Source organism: Methylobacter sp., assembly GCF_030680395.1.
In the GTDB taxonomy this organism is placed as follows: Bacteria; Pseudomonadota; Gammaproteobacteria; order Methylococcales; family Methylomonadaceae; genus Methylobacter_A.
On sequence record NZ_JAUXVR010000007.1, the window covers coordinates 200,773 to 221,912 of the forward strand.

The following is a 21,140-nucleotide window of genomic DNA, read 5'->3' on the forward strand; positions in this document are numbered from 1 at the left end:
TTCAGTTTGCAACGCTCAAGCGTTGGGGGACGTTGGAGCGTCTACCACCGCATCCCCACGCCGGAGCGTGGGAACGATAAAGCAAACCGACCGGACTCACGCATGAACGACATCCGACCAGACCCCGACGCCCTGCTTGCCCGCGTAGAGCGCGAAGAAAACCGTCGACAACGCGGGCGACTCAAGGTTTTTTTCGGCGCGGCAGCGGGTGTCGGAAAAACCTATGCGATGCTGCTGGCCGCTCAAGCCAAACGGGCTGAAGGCGTCGATGTGGTGGTTGGGTTGGTGGAAACGCATGATCGGCAAGAAACCGTAGCGGTATTACAAGGCCTGGATGTGCTGCCGCCCAAACTGGTGACGCATCGGGGCACGGTGTTGCGGGAGTTCGATCTGGACGGCACATTGAAACGCCGCCCGACCCTGGTCTTGGTAGACGAGTTGGCGCACAGCAACGCCCCCGGCTGCCGTCACCCCAAACGCTGGCAGGATGTAGAGGAATTACTGAATGCCGGTATCGATGTGTACAGCACGCTCAACGTCCAACATCTGGAAAGCCTCAATGACGATGTCAGTCAGGTAACCGGGGTGCAGGTTAGGGAAACCGTGCCGGATACGGTATTCGAGCTGGCGGACGAAGTCGAATTGATTGATTTGCCGCCCGATGAATTATTGCTGCGGCTCAAGGAGGGCAAAGTTTATGTGCCGCAACAGGCGGAACGGGCGATGCATAATTTCTTCCGCAAAGGCAACCTGATTGCCTTGCGCGAGTTATCCTTGCGCCTGACCGCCGATCGGGTCGATGCGCAAATGCAAGACTACCGGGACGACCACGCGATACAAGACGTTTGGCCGGTCGGCGACCGGATATTGGTCTGCATAGGTCCTAACAGTATCGCCGAGCGGCTGGTGCGCGCCGCCAAGCGACTTGCTACCAGTCTTCATGCGCAATGGATCGTGACCTATGTGGAAACGCCGGAGCTGCAACGCCTGCCTGCCGAACGTCGCGATGAGGTATTGCGGGTACTGCGTTTTGCCGAACAATTGGGCGCAGAAACGGTGACCTTGTCAGGTCCCGATATGAGCAAAGAAATCCTGGGATTCGCCAAAAGCCGCAATGTCACCAAAATCGTGTTGGGCAAACCCCATCGCCGTGGATGGAAGCGCTGGCTGCTGGGTTCGGTCGTCGATACCCTGATTACCGAAGCGCATAACATTAATGTCTATTTGCTGGGAAGCCCGCGCGGCGAAGACACCTTGGAGCAAAAAGCGCCTAAAGCACGGGCAGGGGAAAAAGCGCTGCGTCCCGGTTATCCTTGGGGCCGCGTCAGGCGGCGCTGGTTAAATTGGGGGCGGGCGGCGGGTATGACCTGCTGCACGAGCTTGCTTGCCTGGGTAATGTCCGGGAAATTCGAATTGGCTAATCTGGTCATGGTCTATTTGCTGGGCGTGGTTTTTATGGCGGCCCGCTTCGGTCGCGAGGCATCCATTCTGACCTCGGTGCTGAGCGTTGCCGCGTTCGATTTTCTGTTTGTAAATCCGGTTCATACCTTTGCGGTTGCGGATGTCCAGTATCTAGTGACGTTCCTGATTATGCTGGTGGTAGGGTTGATTATCAGTCATCTGACCAGCAATATGCGTTCTCAGGCGAAAGTTGCCTCACATCGGGAACGGCGCGCCAATGTCCTTTACGCATTGAGTGAAGACTTGGCGGCCAGCCGTACCGTAGCGGATACCGCCAGAGTCGCTGCGCGGCATATTCAGGATGAGTTCGGCGGCGCCAGCGTCTTGTTGTTTCCCGACGATGACGGCCGGATAGCCTATCCTTTAGATCCGCCCGTCCCCGAGTCTTTGCGCGATTGCGATCTCAGCGTGGCGCAGTGGGTTTTCGATCATAACCAGATAGCCGGACAAGGCACCGATACCTTGCCCGGAGCCAATGCGGTGTTTTTTCCGATGTCCGGTTTTCGCGGCGTTATCGGTGTGCTGGTTTTACGCGCCGCCAATTTGCGCCGGGTGTTTCTACCCGAACAGCGTCGGCTATTGGACACCTTTATCAGCCAGATTGCCCAGACTATTGAACGGGTGCGTCTGGCCGAAGAGGCGCAACAGGCGCAGTTGCGCATGGAATCCGAGACCTTGCGCAATTCCTTGCTCAGTGCCATTTCCCATGACTTACGCACGCCTTTGGCATCCATCGTCGGTGCAGCCAGCACCTTGGTGGAAGAGGACGCCCAGCTTGCCCCTCAGGATCGGCACGAATTGAGCCTGACCATTTATGACGAAGCGTTGCGCATGTCGAACCTGACCAATAATATTCTGGACATGGCCCGTCTGGATGCAGGGCAAGCGTCGCTGAACCGGCAATGGTATCCGCTGGATGAAATTGTCGGCGGAACCTTGACGCGAATGCACAAGCGCCTTAAAGGACGTGTCGTCAAAGCTAAACTGCCGGATGAGCTTTGTTGGGTGCGCGTCGATGCGGTGCTGATCGAACAGGTGTTGGTCAATCTGCTGGAAAATGCCTGCAAATACACGCCGCCGGGCAGCCCCATCGACATCAGCACCGAACTCTCCGCCCATATGCTAAAGGTGACGGTAGCGGATCGCGGCCCCGGCATACCGCCGGGAGAAGAGGAAAAACTGTTCGATAAATTCTATCGGGTGCATCGGGAAGGTACGCAAAGCGGCGTCGGTCTGGGCTTGGCCATTTGCAAGGCTATTATTATCGCGCACGGCGGCGTTATCGGCGCCGCTAACCGGCAGGGCGGCGGGGCGCAATTCTTTTTTCTGCTGCCGGTAGACGAAGCACCGCCGCAACTGGCCGCGGAGCAGTTGCAAGATGAATAACGCCAAGGATGGTGTGTATGCCGCAAGACTGTCGGGAACAGGCGCGGCAAACGCCAAGCCTGTCATTGTGGTTATCGAGGATGATCCGCAAATCTGCCGGTTTTTGCGTACCAGCCTGAGCGTACAGGGGTTTCAGGTGATTGAGGCGGGAACCGGCGAGCGCGGCGTAGTGGAAATCGGCACCCGCAAACCGGAGCTGGTCATTCTTGATCTGGGTTTGCCGGGCATGGACGGCATTGCGGTGATCCGCAAGGTTCGCGAGTGGTCCGCGGTGCCGATCATCGTGCTGTCGGCCCGAAGCCAGGAAAGCAACAAGATTGCCGCGCTGGATGCCGGAGCGGACGATTACCTGACCAAACCGTTCAGCATCGGCGAACTGCTGGCGCGCATCCGCGTGTCGCTGCGCCACGCCGCACAGCTTGCAGGTGACGGCGTCGAAACGCTGTTTTGCGTCGGCGAATTGCAGGTTGATTTATCCCGTCGCAGCGTCCATATCGGCGAACAGGAAATTCATTTGACCCCGATCGAATACCGGCTGCTGACCGTCTTGATCCATCATGCTGGCAAGGTGCTGACGCATCGACAGTTATTATTGGACGTTTGGGGGCCTGCCTACGTGGAGCACGCCCACTATGTGCGGATTTATATGGGACAACTGCGGCGGAAACTTGAAGTTGATCCCGCTCAGCCGCGTTATCTGCTGACCGAAGCGGGCGTGGGGTATCGGTTGGCGGGCGGGGAGTGAATTGAAAAAAATTGGGAGTGCAATTACGCCGCGCAATTTATCCGGTTTTAAAGAAGGAAGCATTGCGGATAGTCATGTTTACAGTAGCCTGAAATGACATATCAAAAAGCAACACACATTCCCCTTGTCGGCATATAATCTTACTTCCTTACTTTGGAGGTTGGCATGTTAGCGAAATTAACCAGTAAAAACCAATTAACCTTGCCTAAATCGGTGGTGCAGTCGGTAGGCAAGGCGGAATACTATGACGTCTCGGTGGAATCGGGGCGGATTGTCTTGACGCCAGTTCGGATTCAGCAGGCGGATGCAGTTCGGGCTAAGTTGGAAGCCTTGGGTATTGATGAGCAGGATGTGAATGATGCGATTGCGTGGGCAAGGCGCGAATGAGCCGACGGGTTGTGCTGGACACCAATTGCGTGATTTCGGCGTTGTTATTTTCTCAACAAAAAATGGCGTGGTTACGGCATAGTTGGCAAAACGAACAGATTATTCCGTTGGCAAGCAAAGACACGGTAAGCGAGTTGATGCGTGTGTTGGCTTATCCTAAATTCAAGCTCAGTAAAGCGGAACAGGGCTTATTGCTTGCGGATTTCCTGCCTTATGCGGAAACCGTAGTGATTGGGCAAGTTCCCGATGGTTTACCGATCATTCGCGATACAGCGGATCAGATGTTTTTAATTCTCGCTGTCGTTGGCCGGGCTGAGGCGTTGGTAACCGGCGATGCCGATATTCTTGAGATTAAGGCAGATTTTCATACGCCACCGATTATGACGCTGGCGGAGTGCAGGGATTGGTTGAAATCAGCGGGAATTTAAATTTGCGTCTAAAGGCGTGTTGATTAACCCGTTACCGGCGAGCGATTGTGGCTCACAACAAGCCGCTTTTCAATTGAGCAATCACATCCACTGAAATACGATAGCCGACCTGATTAAGTTCAGCGATCAAAGCCTCGGCATCGGCAAGCAATCCTTTCCGTTGCGTGGCAAACAACAGCGCAGCCGTGCCGACAAGGGTCAACTCCCTGCGCAAGGCCTGTTTACGCGCTAACGCATCATCCAAAATGAACAAGGTTTTAGCGTCTGATTGTAAGGCATATTCAATGCTGGATTGTTCGCCCAGTCCCAGACTTCTTGATAAAGGGTGCTTAAAAACCGGGTTGTCCACACACTTCAACCAACCGGATTCCAAAGCTTGGTTGATTAAAACTGCATCGCTGGTTTGACTGCGCAAACACTCATCCGCTACGGCCTGGGTGATGGCGACGGTGGTAAACAGGGCGGACAATAAATGCAGCTGATTGATTTTCGCCAACGCGATTAAAGGCCCCGCATCGGCTATTACGACAGCCATGAATCCAGCGTTTCCAGTTCCTTAGGGGTTTGCCGGTCAGCAACCACCAAATCAATATCTAGTTGGGTTAAATGATCAATAAATTCGGACAGGCTTAAGCCGCTGATTTGCGCAGCCGCACCTAGTGACAACACTCTGTCTTTAAATAAACTGGCCGCCAAAGCGGGTTTTAATTGCTCGCCCATATCACCCAGTGAGCTTTTTAAATTTAAAATGATGGCATTCGGTTGATTGCCTTTTAGAATCAATACGGGTTCTTGTTCGGCATGTCTAAGTGCTTCTGAAGGGTTGCGCTTTAAATTTCTGACATTGGTTGCATACATGGTCAATCCCCGCAGTTAAAAAACTAAAGTGTAGTCCACGCTAAGGGTGAACGCAATGGTTTTCCTGCGGGATGAGTTCGGTATTTTATGGTTTCCAGTTGCTTAGCGTAGCCCGATTTCCTGTACTGCGTCTGCAATAAGGAATTCGAGGTTAAGTAACGGGTGTGTTTACGTTCGCCGCGAATGTAAAGCTGGAAGCCTGATGGGCGGGAAACGAAACCCAACATTGATGACATTGATTGTGGCGTTATTTTAGTCAAGCAAGCCGGTAAAAACTGTAATAAGATAGCCGCAGTTTTTATTTTTAAAAGAGTCACGTTATGCGACGTTTTATCCTACTGAGTTTATTGGCCTTTCCGGTCTATGCTGTCGATGCTGTCGATGCTGTCGATGAGCGGCCGCCGGAGCTGGAGGCTGTTCCGGAGGTTCCTGAGCCGCCTTTGCCGGTGCAAAACGGTGAAACCATGGAGCCGGACATTACCATTATTCGTAAAGGTAAGGAAACCATTCAGGAATACCGGCGCGGCGGCAGGCTTTATATGATAAAAGTCGTACCGGCTGTGGGGCCCCCGTATTATTTTCTTGATACCAACGGAGATGGCAAAATGGATGAACGCCGCAACAATATAGATAGAGAACTCGATATCAATATGTGGAAGTTGCTGGAATGGTAGTCGCTTAAAACCAGTGTCGGTATTTACTCGTATAACCCGCCAGCAACTCGATCAATTCTTTAGTGCTTATAGCCTCGGTGAAGTCGTCAGTTTTGAAGGAATAACGGACGGCATAGACAATACCAATTATTTCGTAACTACCCTGCAGGGCAGTTTCGTCTTAACACTATTTGAGTCGCTGACTGCCGATGAATTGCCGCATTTTTTAAAATTACTGGCGCACCTGGGCAAAAACAACTTGCCTTGCCCCAGACCTCAAAGCGACCGGCAGGAAAATTCGTTGCGTCAGCTTAATGGTAAACCGGCGGCGATATTCAAGCGTTTATCCGGCGCCGCAATGGTGTCGCCATCGATTTTACATTGTCAGGAAATCGGCTTGCAGCTGGCGAGTTTGCATCGCTGCACGCAAGATTACGTTTTTCCGGTAAAAAGCGGCAATGATTTGAGTTGGTGCAAAACGGCGCTGAGTAAAATAGGAGCTCATTTATCGGCAACCGATCGTGAGCTGATTAATGATGAGCTGGCTTTCCAGGCGGAAAACAATCCGGTTCATTTGCCCCGAGGCGTCATTCACGCCGACCTGTTCAGGGATAACGTATTGTTTGTTGATGACCGGCTCAGCGGGTTGTTGGACTTTTACAGCGCTTGCACCGATACCTTGTTGCTTGATGTTGCGATAACGGCTAACGATTGGTGTTGTGATAACGGCACGGTTAATGCCGAAAAGTTCACGGCGTTGTTAGCGGCTTATGAAAGCCTGAGATCATTGGAGCCGCTGGAAAAACAACACTGGCCGACGTTGCTCAGGGCTGCGGCGTTGCGTTTCTGGCTATCGCGCCTGGAGCATCAATGTTATCCCCGCCCCGGCGAAATAACCCAGCAAAAAGATCCGCTGATTTTTCGGCGTATACTGCTGCAGCATCGGCAACAGACATATTTATCGAGTAATGAAAATATTTTTAACCTTAGGAGCACAGCATGATTAAGTTTTTTCACATGATCTTTATTTTATTGTCCATCTCCAGTTTTATCGGCAGGGTTTATCTGGCGGAAAAGCGTCCGGGAATGCTGGAACAAAAATGGATAAAAATCGGGCCGCATATTGTCAATACCCTCTTACTGATTACCGGTTTTACGCTGGTTTTTCAAGGTCAATGGTTGTCAGGCGAATACGGCTGGATTATCGCTAAAATAATAGCTCTTTTGGGATATATCGGCTTGGGTATGGTGGCTATCAAGAGTCAGGGTACTCTGCGCTGGCAAGCCTTTGCCGGTGCGCTTGCCTGCTTTGTTTATATCGGGATAGTCGCGGTCAGCAAGAACGCATTTTTCTTTTTATAGCGGTTTGAAAAACGTTACAAGCAAAACTCAACTTTACTGATCTGTTGCTCCAGCCGGCATAAAACATCCTTGCCTTTTTGAAATCGCGTTTCGTCAAGATCAAGGACTTGGTTGCCGGTTAATATCACCCAGCGGGACAGCTGATTTTTTAACTGTCCCTGTTCGCTGACCGTAAAATGATAGCGTTGTATCAGCTGTTCAAACAGCTTGGATTGTTCCTGTGCCGTTATCAGCTTGGCCAGGCGGCTTAATTCTGTCAGTAGGGTTTCAATCATTGCACTATGCGCGGCTATTAATGCCGCAACCTGCTTGGGCTGAATGTTGTCGGCAGGCGATGACTCGTTATCGGAAATAACTTTCAGGCAGTGAATTAATTCACCCGACGAAAATCGCACAGCGGTTTCATAAAATGCAGACGCTTCCATATCGCAAAGATGTTGCTGATCATAGCCAAGCTGCGGCCTGGATACCGTTTGGATATTTGCAGTAGGACAGGGCGGCGTGAAAATCAGCGGCGGATAATAGTTTTTCCGACTGTCAAAATCGGTAATTTTGTCGATTAAAAACAGGCTGCCGATTGGATGGTCTTTATGTCCGGCGATACCGATATTAATCAGCACCGGATGTTCAGCTGAAGCAAACAAAGCCTGGGTGTAAGCCACACCGGCCGCCATCGCGCTTTTCCCCAGTCCGGTTACCGTCAGACAGATGTCCTGATTAAAATAAACCGCAAACGGCTGGATCGCAGTCGCTTTTTTTAAGCTGAAATATTCGACCAGCGGCTTGGCCTCGCAGGGCAGCGCGGCGTAGATAAAAATTCGGGGCGGGTTTGGTTGATTCATAAGGTCGATTGTCGCTTGCGATAAAGCAACATTGCCTTGTTGCAAGCTTGCTTATTTATTGCCCTGCAGCACATGAAACGCGTCTGTGTAAATATCAGCCATGGATGCGCCTTTCATAAATGCCATTTTTTTGGTCTGATTGACCATTTCCGGGTGACCGCACAGGAAAACGCGCCATCCGTTTAAGGTTTCAGTGGATGATAAGGCAATGTCATGGGCGCGGCCCCGGATATGGTCCGATTCAATATCTTCCCCTGAAAGACAGGGTGTGTAATGAAAATTATCGAACTGCTCGGCGAGTTCACGCATTTCATCAATAAAATACAGGCCGTTAAGATCGCGGCTACCATGAAACAAGTGGATCGGCCCAGAGTGCTCTTGCGCCAACGCGTCGGCAATAATGCCGTAAAGCGGCGCCAGACCGCTGCCGGTTCCGACCAGCATCAAGGGCTGTTCGGCACGTCCGGGCAGATAATGACAAGAACCTTGCGCTTCCGAGAGAGTTAATTGAGCGCCTAGCTCTAATTCATCATAGACCCAACTGCTGAATTGACCATTCGGTAAACGACGAATATGAAATTCCAGGGTGTTTTCATCATGCGGGATATTCGCAATCGAATAGCTGCGGGTTAAGCCATCGGGTCGTTTTAAATTAACAAACTGACCGGCGAAAAAATTAAACCGGGTTTGATATTCCAAAACCAAATGGACGATATCGGGCGTTAACAGCTGCTTTTTGACAACAACGGCTTCAATTGAAGCGCCTTGCCGGTTAGGCAAGGCAACAGTCATATCCTGCTCAGGATGGCAAACGCAAGCCAGAAAATAATTCTGCTTTTGCAAGGTATCTTTAAGGCCGGCTTGAGCGGAGACAGGTGGAGGGTTATCAAGGCTGCGCATCATGCAGGCTTGGCAAAGGCCTTGGCGGCAACCGTTAGGCACCTGCATGTTTTCCCTTAACAGGGTTTCCAGTACAGTCTCATCCGGTTGGCAGGAAAATGTTGATTCGCCAATAGTTATGCTTCGCATGGTCTCCACCTGCTATTTCAGTTATTTGCCCAATACGTCGTTGCGTGTGCTTTCCGCAATGGCTGCTGCTTGGGCGATCAGTTCTGCCGGTACATTTAGCTCAGTTAATGTCGCGCCAAGGTGCTCCATTACGGCATCGAAATGACTGGCATTTAAGCCCATTTTGACCAGATGCGCATGAGCATTGCGCATATCTTGGCCGCTATAGTTATTTGGACCGCCGAATGCCATAGTCAAAAAGGCTTTTTGTTTGGCGGCTTGCTTTTCCATGTCGGAATTGTCGAAAAAACGGTTAATGCGGTAATCCGCCAATACTTTACGGTAAAAAATATCTACAGCAGCATCAACAGCCGCTTCGCCGCCGAGTTTTTCATAGAGTGTTTGGCTTGAAGTTGTTTCTTGTGAATCGCTCATTATTGTCTCCAGTATGATTGTAGTGTCATTATTCTTATTTTAAGCAAACGTGCTCACACGGAAGTTTATAACAACAGGCGATTTTTTGCTATATAAAACTTTTACAAGTCATATGTGTCATAATTAGCTATTATCTGTATACTTAATAACAAAGTCATGACGAAAGGATGAATCCGCTAATGCTTCAAAAGATAAGTTCCCGCCAACATCAGATACTTGAACACTTGCTTGAAAGCAGGAATGGTTTGAGCGTTGATGAGCTGGCTAAAGCACTGGATATTTCCAGAACAGGTGTGCAGCAGCACTTTGTTGTTCTTGAGCGGGATGGCTATATCAAGAAAAGCACTCTTAATAAAACAGCCGGGCGGCCGGTGACTATTTACGTGATAACCGACAAAGGCAACAATTATTTTCCGAAGCAATATGCCTGGTTTTCAGAATTAATTCTTAGCGATTTGCAGCAGGAAATCGGTCCTGAACGATTTAAAGCCTATATGCAAAAACTGGGCAGCAAGCTGGCTGATAAACTGCGTGGCAAATTTGAAGGGAAAAATCTAACAGAACGCGTTGATGAACTGGTTATGGTCATGACAGATCTTGGTTTTCAAGTAAAAGTGGGCATGGAATCCGAAACTGAAAGCCCGAATATGCAAGCTTATAATTGTATTTATCATGATCTGGCCCAGAAACATCATGAGATTTGCGAGTTCGATTTGGCGCTTATGTCGTCATTGCTGGATAAAGAAGTCGAGCAGTTAAGCTGTATGGCCAAGGGCGATTGCAACTGTAGCTTTAGAGTCAAATAACTTAAGCAGCGTCTATTACATAGCGCTTGATGAGTTGTCGGTAATAATTGATTTCATCGGTTTTCCCGCGTTTTGTAACGCCGGCGAGATAAATATGGGCTTTTTTTACCAGCATAGTTATCGCCGCCTGCTGATTTTGCTCAGACAATTGATCGCTAGCTATGATTTTTTGCAAGGCGCTGATCCGGAACCGGTCCATACCCCAGAATGCCATAGATAACTGGTCTTCATGGCCGCCATGCTTGTTTATTTGCGCGTGTTCAATCAATAAAACCGGGTAATTGGCGGCGATTCTGAGCCACAGGTCATAGTCTTCGCAGGCTGGCAGCTGGGGGTCAAACAGGCCGATGTCGGTAAATACCGAGCGGTGTATCAGGACGGTAGACGGCGATATCGCGCATAACGGTAAGCAATGGGTAAAGATCCAGCCGCCTGTCTTCGCGTATTTTTTGGGTACATCAACCTGAGTGCCATTGCGTATCCAGTTTTCTTCGGTGTGGCAAACCTTGTATTCAGGGTTGGTCGCCAGTGCCGCTTTCTGGTTGGCCAGTTTTTCAGGCAGCCATTCATCATCAGAATCCAGAAAAGCCAGCCAGTCGCCGGTCGCTTGTTGTATGCCAAGATTACGTGCCGCACTGACTCCGAGGTTTTCCTGATGAAAATAACGGACCTGGGGAAATTCCCGGCGGAGCATGACTCCGGTATCATCGGTTGAACCGTCATCAATGACTACAACTTCTGCCGGTAATAAGGTTTGAGAATACACGGATAACAGCGTCCGTTTGAGCAGATCGCGGCGGTTGTAGCTGGGAATAATGACTGAAATATTTATAAAAATACCTTAGGTTTAATGGGTGTTGGGCTTTCCTGGTTCTGATAATCGACATCAATTAAAGCCGCTAACCAAACCCGGCACCCGGTCATTTTAATGATGGCGGATAAACGGCAGGTACGGTATCTGTCGGGTTGGAGCGGCGTCAGCAACAGCAGGCGCTTTAGGCGACGCAGGGAGCCGTTGCCGAGGCAACCGTAGCTTTGCTTAAACGGTCATTGATCGCCCGCCATGACTCTGTTTGAGGAGGCTGTTCCACCAGAATCAGATCCAGCTGCAAGCTATCCAGCTCGCGAAGCGCGGCATACAGCCGTTGGGCATAATCGCTGGCTTGTTTGGGTAAGCGCAACACGCGGATTTGGCCGGTTTCCGGTATTTGCAGTTGATAGCTCAACAGGCCAATCCTTTTGCCGTCGGCGACCAATTTCTGCATCCTATCCGGCAACTGTTCTGCCGGGCAACGCATAGCGGGCGTTGTCGGCGCATAATGTACGGCCATCATGCCCGGCGCGCGAATTTCCGCTGGTTTTGATGCCGGCGGAATCAGGAGCTCGGTCTGTAAAACGGCTTCAATCTCCTGACGGGTGATATGTCCCGGTCTGAGCAACCTCGGCTTACTGCCGCTTAAATCGATAATGGTTGATTCCACGCCGACCTGACAGGTACCTCCATCAAGGATCATATCAACCGCATCGCCCAGCTCCTCGCTGACATGGACGGCCTGAGTAGGACTAATCCGGCAAAAACGATTAGCCGATGGTGCCGCAACCCCGCCGCCAAAGCTTTTTAACAAAGCCAGCGCTACCGGATGATCGGGCATGCGCAAACCGACCGTTTGCTGGCCGCCGGTAACCGCCAGCGGTACTTCAGGTTTTTTGTTCAATATCATCGCCAACGGGCCGGGCCAGAAACGATGCGCCAGCGTTAACGCGGCATCAGGCACGGTGCTTGCCCAATCGTAAAGGCTGTCAATATCGGCGATATGCACAATTAACGGATGATCGGCCGGCCGACCTTTGGCTTTAAATATAGCCGCTACTGCAACAGGGTTACTGGCGTCCGCACCCAGGCCGTAAACCGTCTCGGTGGGGAAAGCGACCAGTCGGCCTTGGCGCAATAAATCAGCCGCATGGCTAATGGCGTCAGCGTCTGCAACAATCGGTTTCATATTTTTTCAATCAAGCAGAGGGTACGATTTCAATTAATACTTCATCCGGGTTAGCCGGTTCGCCTTTTACTATATGCACGGCTTTAACGGTTCCGGCTATCGGGGCAGTCACTTCCGTTTCCATCTTCATGGCTTCAGTAATCAAAACGGCTTGCCCCGCCGCCACATGCTGACCCACTTTAACCAAAACATCAAGAATATTACACGGCATACTCACCACCACGTCGCCTTCTGCTGAAGGCTTGGCGCGTTTGCTGGCAATGGTGCTTTTAACTGCACCCTGGGTACCGCCGTCCAGGACTATTTCATCCAGGGTTTCAACAACAATGTCCTCGGGAACGCCATCGACCATGAAATAAAAATGCCGCAGCGTCTGGTTTTTCGGGCCGGCGCCGGTGACTTTGACATGATAAGACTCGCCATGTAGCGCGACATTAAACTCGGTAGGCGCTTTTTTAACGGCGTCAGTCGCTCTTGATTCAAGTTCTAAAGGTTCAGGCACCAAGGTGTTGTTCGAGCGCTGCTCTAAAAACAGTCTGCCCACCTCGGGAAACATCGCATAACTCAGCACGTCTTCATCATCAAGCGCCAGCGCTCCGATGTCCTGGCGAAGACTATCAAATTCCGGTTTAAGCAAATCGGCAGGGCGGCAGTCGATGACCTCTTCCTTGCCAATCGCACGTTTTTGCAAATCCCTGTCAACCGCTGCCGGGGCTTTACCGTAGCCGCCTTGCAGGTAACGTTTCACCTCATTGGTAATGGTTTCATAACGTTTACCGGTTAACACATTCAGCACGGCTTGCGTTCCTACAATTTGCGACGTCGGCGTCACCAGCGGCGGATAGCCAAGGTCTTTACGAACCAGCGGGATTTCCTTATACACTTCGCCGATGCGATCCAGCGCATTGCGTTCTTTCAATTGGTTGGCCAGATTGGAAATCATGCCGCCGGGTACTTGAAATACATGCACCTGGGTATCGATACCGGTGAACTCGCTCTCATAGCGATGATATTTTTTCCGAACTTCGGCAAAATAACCGTTGACTGCCTGTAACTTATCCAAATCCAGGCCGGTGTCGTAAACCGTGCCGCGCAATGCCGTCACCATGCTTTCGGTCGGCGGGTGGCTGGTGCCGCCCGCCCACGATGATAAAGCGGTATCGATATGCTGACAGCCTGCTTCGATGGCTTTGATCTGGCACATTTCCGCTAACCCGGAGGTCGCATGGCAATGCAGATGCAGCGGCAGATCGACCGTATCTTTAAGCGCCTTTACCAGTTCGCTGGTCGCGTAGGGAGTCAGTAATCCGGCCATGTCTTTAATGGCAATCGAATCGCAACCCATTTCAGCCAAGCCTTTGCCCAGCGCGACAAAACCGGCCACATCATGCACCGGACTGGTGGTATAGCAAATAGTGCCTTGTGCGTGTTTACCTGCGGCCTTGGTCGCTTCGATAGCGGTTTTAAGATTGCGACTATCGTTAAGCGCATCAAAGATCCGAAACACATCCATGCCGTTTTCGGCGGCCTTGGTAATAAACGCCCGCACCACATCGTCGGAGTAATGGCGGTAGCCGAGCAGATTCTGCCCGCGCACCAGCATTTGTAAGCGGGTAAGCGGCAGGGCTGCTTTCAGTTTTGTTAAGCGCTCCCAGGGATCTTCTTTCAGAAAGCGCAAGCAGGCGTCAAAAGTAGCGCCGCCCCAGCATTCCAGCGACCAATAGCCGATATCGTCGAGCATGGCGCAGGCCGGTAACATGTCTTCGGTACGTAAACGGGTCGCGATCAAAGATTGATGGGCGTCTCGAAGAATAACGTCGGTAATATGAATTTTTTGCATCTGTTTTCCTTTAATTACAAGCCGGTATGTGCTGCCATGACGGCGGCGATAACGCTGGCCAGCTCTTCGGGCCGGAGTTTGTTGGAATAATTGACAAGTTCGGGATATTTATCAACAAAGCCGGTATTAAAGGTCGCGGCCCGAAACTCGGGATGTTTGAGAATTTCCAGATAATAAGGAATGGTGGTTTTAATGCCGAACAAGCCCATGTCTTTCAAAGCGCGTTCGCCGCGCTTGATCGTATCTTCCCAGGTCATCGCGCTAACGATCACTTTAGCCAGCATCGAATCGTAAAAAGGCGGGATTTCATAACCGGTATAAATCGCGGTATCGGTACGCACGCCGGGGCCGCCGGGCGCATAATAACGCGAAATCCGGCCAAAACTGGGCAAGAAACTGTTTTGGGGATCTTCGGCATTAATCCGGAACTGCATGGCATAACCGCGCCTGACAATCTCGTGTTGCTTGAAGCGCAAGGTCAATCCGGCCGCCACCCGTATCTGTTCTTCGACAATATCCACACCGGTCACCGTTTCGGTAATGGTATGCTCGACCTGTATGCGGGTATTCATTTCCATGAAATAAAAACGATCTTTATCATCCAGCAGAAATTCCACGGTACCGGCATTGGTATAGCCGACGGCTTTGGCGGCAAGCACCGCAAGACCGCCTATATATTGGCGCTGCGCCTCATCCAGTTGCGGGGACGGAGCTATTTCGATCAGCTTTTGATTGCGTCGCTGAATGGAACAGTCGCGTTCGTAAAGATGGATGGTATTGCCGTGATGGTCAGCCAATACCTGAACTTCAATATGCTTGGGATTAACCACGCATTTTTCTAAAAATACCTCGGCGCTGCCGAAGGCTTTAGTGGCTTCGGAAATAACCCGTTGATAATTTCGCTGCAAATCATCGGCATTATCGCAGCGCCGGATACCCCGGCCGCCGCCCCCCGAAGTTGCTTTAAGCATAATCGGATAACCAATGGTTTCAGCCACGGCAAGCGCGTGTTCAACACTATCCAGATTACCGTCCGAGCCAGGGGTTACCGGAATGCCTGCTGCAATCATGGCTTTTCTGGCCTCGGTTTTATCGCCCATGCGATGAATCACATCGGCATCGGGGCCGATGAAAATAATGCCGCGCTCTTTGCAGACTCGGGCAAACTGGGCATTTTCGGATAAAAAGCCATAGCCGGGATGAATGGCGTCACAGCCGGTCGCAGCCGCCAAATCGACCAAGCCATAGACATTGAGATAACCGGCTAGAGGTTCGCTACCGATGCAATAAGATTCATCTGCTTTTTTGACATGCAAGGCAAAACGGTCTGCATCCGAATAAATAGCGACCGAGCGTATGCCCATCTCGGCACAGGCGCGAATAATGCGCACCGCAATCTCGCCTCGATTGGCAATGAGGATTTTACGTAACATAAGTATTTATTTCTCTTCGTGGCTTATCGATTGCACTTATGAGTTATGTAAGCTGGAAAATACCAAATCTTCCAGAAACCTTACAATCTCTCCCTCATCTTTATTTTTACCAAAGTCAGTCAGCGACGGCAGATTATTCATAAAAAAATTCTGGAAATGCGCCATTTCAATAATGGTGGACGCTAATGATTTCGGGTATTTGTATTTGGGGTTACACTCCAAAATCATATTTCCGATAACGGCGCAAAGGTCTTTGTAAGGTTTAAACAAGTGGTCCTTGTTATCTTCGGATACCCGTTTGGTCAGATAGGCTTTGGAGCCTTCTGTAATAATGATTTGATGAAGGATGCTTTCATCGACATAACTGGTCCTAATATCGTCCTCGACGGTGGTGGCTAATAATTTAATGACCATTTTGAGTTTAACAACAGGGTCTTTAATATTATTGATCTTAAAAGTAACCCGATATTCAAGCCAGCTCCAATACCAGGCAGTAATATAGATCAGCAACCGGTGCTTGTTTTCAAAATATCGGTAAATACCGGCCTCGGTTGTGCCGATAGCTTCCGCCAGTTTTTTAAACGTGAACGCTTCAAACCCGTTAAGGTGAATTAACTGAATACTGTGCAGAATGATTTTTTTGCCCAGCTCGGATTGTTCCGGATCCCTGAGAAATAATTTTTCATTCATTTTAATTTGTAACTGTATTTCCATAACTTTATGATTTGGCTTTCTATCTGAATATTAATGCATTTGAACCGCTTGCTTTAACAAGGACTACCGCATGTCATGATAAAAATGATAACTGAAAGTATTACAACATGTAAAGATAGTGTTACTATTTTTTGTAAATATTTTTACTATTTTTAAAATTTATTCTAAAAGCATCCGATTATGGAAATAAAAAATATGTTTCAAGAACTAAAAAGCGATCTGCCGGCCAGTATTGTGGTGTTTTTTGTGGCTGTTCCGTTATGCCTTGGTATCGCGTTGGCATCGGGCGCGCCTTTGTTCGCAGGCATTATAGCGGGCATGATTGGCGGTATTGTGGTGGGTATTGCCAGTGGTTCACCTCTGGGGGTAAGCGGTCCTGCTGCCGGGTTAGCCGTCATTGTGTTAACCGCTATCGATACCCTGGGGTCCTGGCCTGCCTTTTTAACAGCCCTAGTTTTGGCCGGCATTATTCAGCTTGTCATGGGCTTTGCCAAGGCGGGTTTTATCGCTTACTTCTTCCCTTCCTCTGTTATTAAAGGGATGCTTACCGGTATCGGACTTTTGATTATTTTGAAACAGATACCCCATGCGCTAGGTTACGATAAAGATGTTGAAGGCGATCTTTCGTACTTTCAAACCGACGGAGAGACCACCTTCTCGTCGATTGTCAGTGCGTTTGATGCTTTTACATTAGGCGCTGTAATAATTGCAGCGTTATCAATTGCGATCCTTATATTATGGGATACGGTTTTAACCAAAAAACATAAAATCTTTCAATTGATACAAGGCCCGATTGTGGTTGTCGTTTTGGGCATGGTAATGAATTACTGTTATCAACAAGGGCTATTGAATTTTAGTTTGGCTGCTGATCAGGTGGTTAATATTCCCGTTCCTGAAAATTTAGTCGGCTTTTTCCGCCAGTTCACCTTTCCCGATTTTTCTGCAATAACAAACTTTGAAGTCTGGAAAACAGCTTTTGTAATGGCGATTATTGCAAGTTTGGAAACATTGCTTTGTGTTGAAGCCACCGACAAACTTGACCCATACAAAAGAGTTACGCCCACTAACAGAGAATTAAAGGCTCAGGGATTGGGCAATATTCTTTCAGGATTAATTGGCGGGTTACCTATTACGCAGGTTATTGTTCGCAGTTCTGCCAACATTTCATTTGGCGGTAAAACCAAACTGTCCGCAATACTTCATGGCGTATTTATATTAATCAGCGCTATTACCATTGCCGAATTGCTGAATATGATCCCGCTTGCCAGTTTAGCGGCTATATTGATTATGGTGGGATATAAGCTGGCCAAACCTGCTCTTTTTATACAGATGTACAAACTGGGCGGGGAGCAGTTTGTACCTTTTGCGGCTACTGTGGTCGGTATATTGTTAACTGACTTGCTAAGAGGAATTGCCATAGGCATGGCGTTCGGCATCTTTTACACTTTACACCACAGTTACTGCAACGCTTACTCAATGAAAGATGTAATGACTACAGAAGCGGGACATGAAGTTCATCATCTTGTTTTGGCAGAGGAAGTTTCATTTTTTAATAAGGCCAGCATAATGCAGGCTTTGGACGCTATTCCGGCCAATTCAACAGTGATTATCGATTGTGCTAAATCAAAATCAATTGCCTACGATGTCGTTGAATTCATACAGGATTACAGGAGTAACGCAAAACTGAAAAACATTACCGTTGAAACCATAGGATTCGTTGAGCCCGCCTAAATAAGAATTGATCTGGAAGAGCGGCTATACAAACTGGTGCAGCACAACGTGATGTGTTAAAGGCGATTAAGACCGGATCAGCGCGGCATAAACTCCGCTGATCCGGCGAAAGTCCGGCCTCTTAGTTCTTTATCCGTTCGATAGCGGGTTTGGGCGTTCCTGTTCCGTTACTTTCAGCGGCGCTTTTGATATAAATTTGTTTCAAGCGGTTAAAAGCGGACCATAAGGTTTTATCCATAACCACCTCGTTGCCGATAGAAACAATGACCCTGATTAATTGGGGTATTTTGTTTTTGGTTGAGACGATATAAACCGGTTGTACGTACAGAACATTGTTGCCCATCGGCAGAATAATCATACGTCCCATTTCAATTCGCGAACCGCTCTGATCCCATAAGGTAAATTGTTCGGAAATTAACGAATCCTGGTGAATCAGGGCTTCAACCTGTGCCGGGCCATTGACCTGAACATCCTTGCCAAACTTGTAAACGGTAATGCCGGGCTTGTAAGCTGCGCCGCAATTGGCGTTATCGAGTGTCCCTGCTACGCCTATCATGCTGAGATTGCCTCTGTTAAAGGGCGTCATCGGGTTAATCATGACAAACTCTTCGGCATCGTTACAGTTGCCAAAGTCCATGGTCTGGTAATAAGGCAATACCGGCTGTCCACGGACATTGGCGAACTGCCAGGTTTCTGCCTGCTCATAGAATAATGCAGGGTCAAGCTGATGATATTTGGCATACACTTTCATTTGCAGATAATAAAGATCGCGGGGATAGCGCAAGTGTTTCTTTAGTTCCGCGGGCATTTCCTCCAGATTTTTAAATACCCCTGGATACGCGCTGCTGTATGCCTGAATAATGGCGTCCGATGGGTCGGAAATATAAAAATCAACATCGCCGTCAAAGGCATCGACAACAATCTTAACCGAGTTGCGGATGTAGTTGAAGTCCTGTTTGCCTTCCAGGAAATCATCGGCAGCGGGTTTGGATACCGGGTACTTGTTAGACAGGGTGTAGGCATCTTGTATCCAGTAGAACCGGTCCTGGGTTATCACCAGATAAGGGTCTTTATCCAGGTGCAGGAACGGGGTCAGCGTATTAATGCGCTCGGTTAAATTCCTGCGCATCTTGAGCTTGCTTTCTCTGCTGATGCCGGTTGAAAAGAATATTTTTTCGTCTTTGAAATAAAAGGCAAATAATGCTTTTCTGAACAGCGATGGGATGGGTATCCCCCCCTCGCCGTGGTAAGGCTCTGCTAATTCGGGTTCGGTACGGGCAATGCCTACGACGTTTAACTTATTAGGTACTATGGCAAAGTGGAATTGTTCCTCACCGTAGTAGATGTCCGGGTGCTTGACACTGAAGCCGACATCGGAACTCATATTCAGATCGCGAAGATACCAAGCCAGCTGTTTATCGGCATCCTGCGCGGCGGGATTTGCAACAGCGCCATAGCCATGGGTATAGCGCAAGTGGATGTTTTCCCAGTTTTGCGCTTCGGACGGTAGCTTCGAAACATTGATTTCCCGTGCCGCAAGATTAACCTGCCGGATATGGTCGAGAATGAAATAACGGTCTTCATCGACAGACGAGAATTGGTAATAAGGTCTTATCTCCTGTAACTGCTTATAGTTGTCAATGATAAATTCTCTATCCCATACCGGAATATTATCGAAATGTTTTTGCGTGCTCCAGGTTTCAATGTCCTCGGTCGCATCCAGCTTGATAGTCATATCAACTGTCTTGATATTTTTTAAATCATAAGCCGCCAGGGTTGCATCGATATTGTGCTGCATCGGCGACTTATTGGTTTTGACCGGATTCGGGTTGACGATATATTTTTGGATTAAATCCGGGATAAATTGGATTTTCGGCAAACCTGTAACGCAGAGGAACAGCGCCAGCGATATTAAAAACGGCGATTTTACCCGATGCTTTTCCGAAAAAATAAACAGGCCTGCCGTTATTGCAGTCGCTACGAAAGTAACAATTTGCAGCCAGATCAGCGGCAAGTGGTAGCGTAATTCCACGAAACCGGGGCCGTAAAATACCGGCTCGTGCGAATCGGTGTACAGCAGGGTATAGCGATCCAGCATGAAACCCCAGACTACAAACGCAACGACAAAGCCGATTAAAATAGTTAAATGAATCTTGGCGCCCAACGGGAATTCCGAGCTTTCATCCGGTATAAAAACATGTTCCAGCCAATATAAAATGCCGACCATGCAGAAGATCAGCGAAGCGGTGGTCAGCAGTTCCTGCTGGATCAGCATGTAGGTCGGGTAGGACAGCATATAAAAACTGACATCATTGCCGTAAACCGTTTCGGTTACGCCCGAGTTGCGGCCGAAAAAATACAGCAGTGTCGATTCCCATTGATTATAAAAGGGGATGGCGATAAATATGGCCAAAATCAGGGAGATTGGCGTATACACGGCAGCCGAACCATTCATAAAGGTGTCGGCAAAACGCTGGAAGCGTCGGCGTTTATCGAGGTTGTTAAGCAGCTCGTCAGCCGGATTGATGCCCAGATAACGCGAGGCGATCCAGAAGTGAAAAAAGAAAATCGTAAAGAACGCCAGCGTTACTCCGCCGGAAAGAAAAAACTTGTAGAGCAGTCTTAGCCAGAAATAGGCTTCAAGTTTTAATGATTGGTACCACCATAAGTCGACAAACAGATCAAGAAATATGAAATAGAAAGCGACATATAAAGTGATAGCGATGACAAGTGTCGCTCCAATCAGCGCGGGTAGAAGCTTCAGGTTCGGCATAGCGTCCTCTTTAGAAAATGTTTTTAGCGTATTCTAACACCCAATAATAGGTTCGTAATGATTTAGACATTATGACTCATAAACAACAATGGTATGCAGGCCACTAAAGTGAATGGGCGGCTTACCATGACCATGAACCCAAAAAAGCTTGGGATCATAAAAATCATGAAAATATTCAGCGAGATACCAAGCAGTAGAGCAGCGTCTAAAGGGTGAATAGCAGTGCTTGGTCTATTTCGTGGCCCCTACTTTCGGCTTTCGTGCTTTTCGTGGACCAA

20 protein-coding genes are annotated in these 21,140 nt (G+C 49.1%); 9 read left to right on the forward strand and 11 right to left on the reverse strand.

What is annotated here, in order from left to right; genetic code table 11:
- Positions 1–102 precede the first annotated feature (102 nt).
- From Q8L79_RS03640 to Q8L79_RS03655, 4 genes are all read left to right on the forward strand, one after another.
- The gene (locus Q8L79_RS03640; protein ID WP_305268093.1) at positions 103–2,847 is read left to right on the forward strand and encodes a sensor histidine kinase KdpD; all 2,745 of its coding nucleotides are present in this window, start codon (positions 103–105) and stop codon (positions 2,845–2,847) included.
- On the forward strand, positions 2,840–3,592 hold the full coding sequence (locus Q8L79_RS03645) for a response regulator (RefSeq protein ID WP_305268094.1): 753 nt from the start codon (positions 2,840–2,842) through the stop codon (positions 3,590–3,592). Before Q8L79_RS03640 ends, Q8L79_RS03645 begins: the two co-directional genes overlap by 8 nt.
- Positions 3,593–3,757: 165 nt before the next feature.
- Positions 3,758–3,979, forward strand: a complete 222-nt coding sequence (locus Q8L79_RS03650; protein ID WP_305268096.1) for an AbrB/MazE/SpoVT family DNA-binding domain-containing protein — start codon at positions 3,758–3,760, stop codon at positions 3,977–3,979.
- Positions 3,976–4,407 carry a putative toxin-antitoxin system toxin component, PIN family gene (locus Q8L79_RS03655; RefSeq protein ID WP_305268098.1) on the forward strand — a complete coding sequence of 144 codons (432 nt, stop codon included), beginning with the start codon at positions 3,976–3,978 and terminating at the stop codon, positions 4,405–4,407. The genes Q8L79_RS03650 and Q8L79_RS03655 overlap by 4 nt, the downstream gene beginning before the upstream one ends.
- A gap of 52 nt (positions 4,408–4,459) precedes the next feature.
- Here Q8L79_RS03655 and Q8L79_RS03660 read toward each other — a convergent pair whose 3' ends face one another.
- A complete protein-coding gene (locus Q8L79_RS03660; RefSeq protein WP_305268100.1) occupies positions 4,460–4,942 on the reverse strand; it encodes a hypothetical protein in 483 nt (160 codons plus the stop codon).
- Positions 4,930–5,265 (reverse strand): UPF0175 family protein, encoded by a 336-nt coding sequence (locus Q8L79_RS03665; RefSeq protein WP_305268102.1) that lies wholly within the window; start codon positions 5,263–5,265, stop codon positions 4,930–4,932. The genes Q8L79_RS03660 and Q8L79_RS03665 overlap by 13 nt, the downstream gene beginning before the upstream one ends.
- 320 nt (positions 5,266–5,585) lie before the next feature.
- Here Q8L79_RS03665 and Q8L79_RS03670 point away from each other — a divergent pair, with 320 nt between their 5' ends.
- The 3 genes from Q8L79_RS03670 to Q8L79_RS03680 are packed head-to-tail and all read left to right on the forward strand — an operon-like array spanning position 5,586 to position 7,280.
- Positions 5,586–5,939, forward strand: a complete 354-nt coding sequence (locus Q8L79_RS03670) for a DUF2782 domain-containing protein (RefSeq protein WP_305268104.1) — start codon at positions 5,586–5,588, stop codon at positions 5,937–5,939.
- Positions 5,940–5,952: 13 nt separating this feature from the next.
- Positions 5,953–6,921, forward strand: a complete 969-nt coding sequence (locus Q8L79_RS03675) for a homoserine kinase (RefSeq protein ID WP_305268106.1) — start codon at positions 5,953–5,955, stop codon at positions 6,919–6,921.
- Positions 6,918–7,280 carry a SirB2 family protein gene (locus tag Q8L79_RS03680; protein ID WP_305268107.1) on the forward strand — a complete coding sequence of 121 codons (363 nt, stop codon included), beginning with the start codon at positions 6,918–6,920 and terminating at the stop codon, positions 7,278–7,280. The genes Q8L79_RS03675 and Q8L79_RS03680 overlap by 4 nt, the downstream gene beginning before the upstream one ends.
- A gap of 14 nt (positions 7,281–7,294) precedes the next feature.
- Here Q8L79_RS03680 and Q8L79_RS03685 read toward each other — a convergent pair whose 3' ends face one another.
- Genes Q8L79_RS03685 through Q8L79_RS03695 form a run of 3 tightly spaced genes read right to left on the reverse strand, consistent with a single transcriptional unit; the run spans position 7,295 to position 9,565 of the window.
- A complete protein-coding gene (locus Q8L79_RS03685) occupies positions 7,295–8,122 on the reverse strand; it encodes a hypothetical protein (RefSeq protein WP_305268108.1) in 828 nt (275 codons plus the stop codon).
- A 51-nt stretch (positions 8,123–8,173) separates the two neighbouring features.
- Positions 8,174–9,151: a 2Fe-2S iron-sulfur cluster-binding protein gene (locus Q8L79_RS03690; RefSeq protein ID WP_305268110.1), complete on the reverse strand. Its 978-nt coding sequence runs from the start codon at positions 9,149–9,151 to the stop codon at positions 8,174–8,176.
- Positions 9,152–9,172: 21 nt separating this feature from the next.
- Complete coding sequence (locus Q8L79_RS03695) at positions 9,173–9,565, reverse strand: group 1 truncated hemoglobin (RefSeq protein WP_305268112.1); 393 nt, start codon at positions 9,563–9,565, stop codon at positions 9,173–9,175.
- Positions 9,566–9,744: 179 nt separating this feature from the next.
- Here Q8L79_RS03695 and Q8L79_RS03700 point away from each other — a divergent pair, with 179 nt between their 5' ends.
- Complete coding sequence (locus Q8L79_RS03700) at positions 9,745–10,371, forward strand: metalloregulator ArsR/SmtB family transcription factor (RefSeq protein ID WP_305268113.1); 627 nt, start codon at positions 9,745–9,747, stop codon at positions 10,369–10,371.
- Position 10,372: 1 nt separating this feature from the next.
- Here the strand turns inward: Q8L79_RS03700 and Q8L79_RS03705 are convergent, their stop codons facing one another.
- The 5 genes from Q8L79_RS03705 to Q8L79_RS03725 form a co-directional block, all read right to left on the reverse strand.
- Complete coding sequence (locus Q8L79_RS03705) at positions 10,373–11,209, reverse strand: glycosyltransferase family 2 protein (RefSeq protein WP_370869876.1); 837 nt, start codon at positions 11,207–11,209, stop codon at positions 10,373–10,375.
- A 157-nt stretch (positions 11,210–11,366) separates the two neighbouring features.
- On the reverse strand, positions 11,367–12,371 hold the full coding sequence (locus tag Q8L79_RS03710; RefSeq protein WP_305268114.1) for an L-threonylcarbamoyladenylate synthase: 1,005 nt from the start codon (positions 12,369–12,371) through the stop codon (positions 11,367–11,369).
- Between the two features lie 10 nt (positions 12,372–12,381).
- Positions 12,382–14,211, reverse strand: a complete 1,830-nt coding sequence (gene oadA, locus Q8L79_RS03715; RefSeq protein WP_305268115.1) for a sodium-extruding oxaloacetate decarboxylase subunit alpha — start codon at positions 14,209–14,211, stop codon at positions 12,382–12,384.
- 14 nt (positions 14,212–14,225) lie between these two features.
- Positions 14,226–15,644: an acetyl-CoA carboxylase biotin carboxylase subunit gene (locus Q8L79_RS03720; RefSeq protein WP_305268116.1), complete on the reverse strand. Its 1,419-nt coding sequence runs from the start codon at positions 15,642–15,644 to the stop codon at positions 14,226–14,228.
- Positions 15,645–15,680: 36 nt separating this feature from the next.
- Positions 15,681–16,334, reverse strand: a complete 654-nt coding sequence (locus Q8L79_RS03725) for a TetR/AcrR family transcriptional regulator (RefSeq protein WP_305268117.1) — start codon at positions 16,332–16,334, stop codon at positions 15,681–15,683.
- Positions 16,335–16,553: 219 nt separating this feature from the next.
- Here Q8L79_RS03725 and Q8L79_RS03730 point away from each other — a divergent pair, with 219 nt between their 5' ends.
- Positions 16,554–18,089 (forward strand): SulP family inorganic anion transporter, encoded by a 1,536-nt coding sequence (locus Q8L79_RS03730; RefSeq protein ID WP_305268118.1) that lies wholly within the window; start codon positions 16,554–16,556, stop codon positions 18,087–18,089.
- Between the two features lie 121 nt (positions 18,090–18,210).
- On the opposite strand, the gene Q8L79_RS03735 is transcribed toward Q8L79_RS03730, so the two are convergent.
- Positions 18,211–20,862, reverse strand: a complete 2,652-nt coding sequence (locus Q8L79_RS03735) for a UPF0182 family protein (RefSeq protein WP_305268119.1) — start codon at positions 20,860–20,862, stop codon at positions 18,211–18,213.
- Positions 20,863–21,140: the final 278 nt, after the last annotated feature.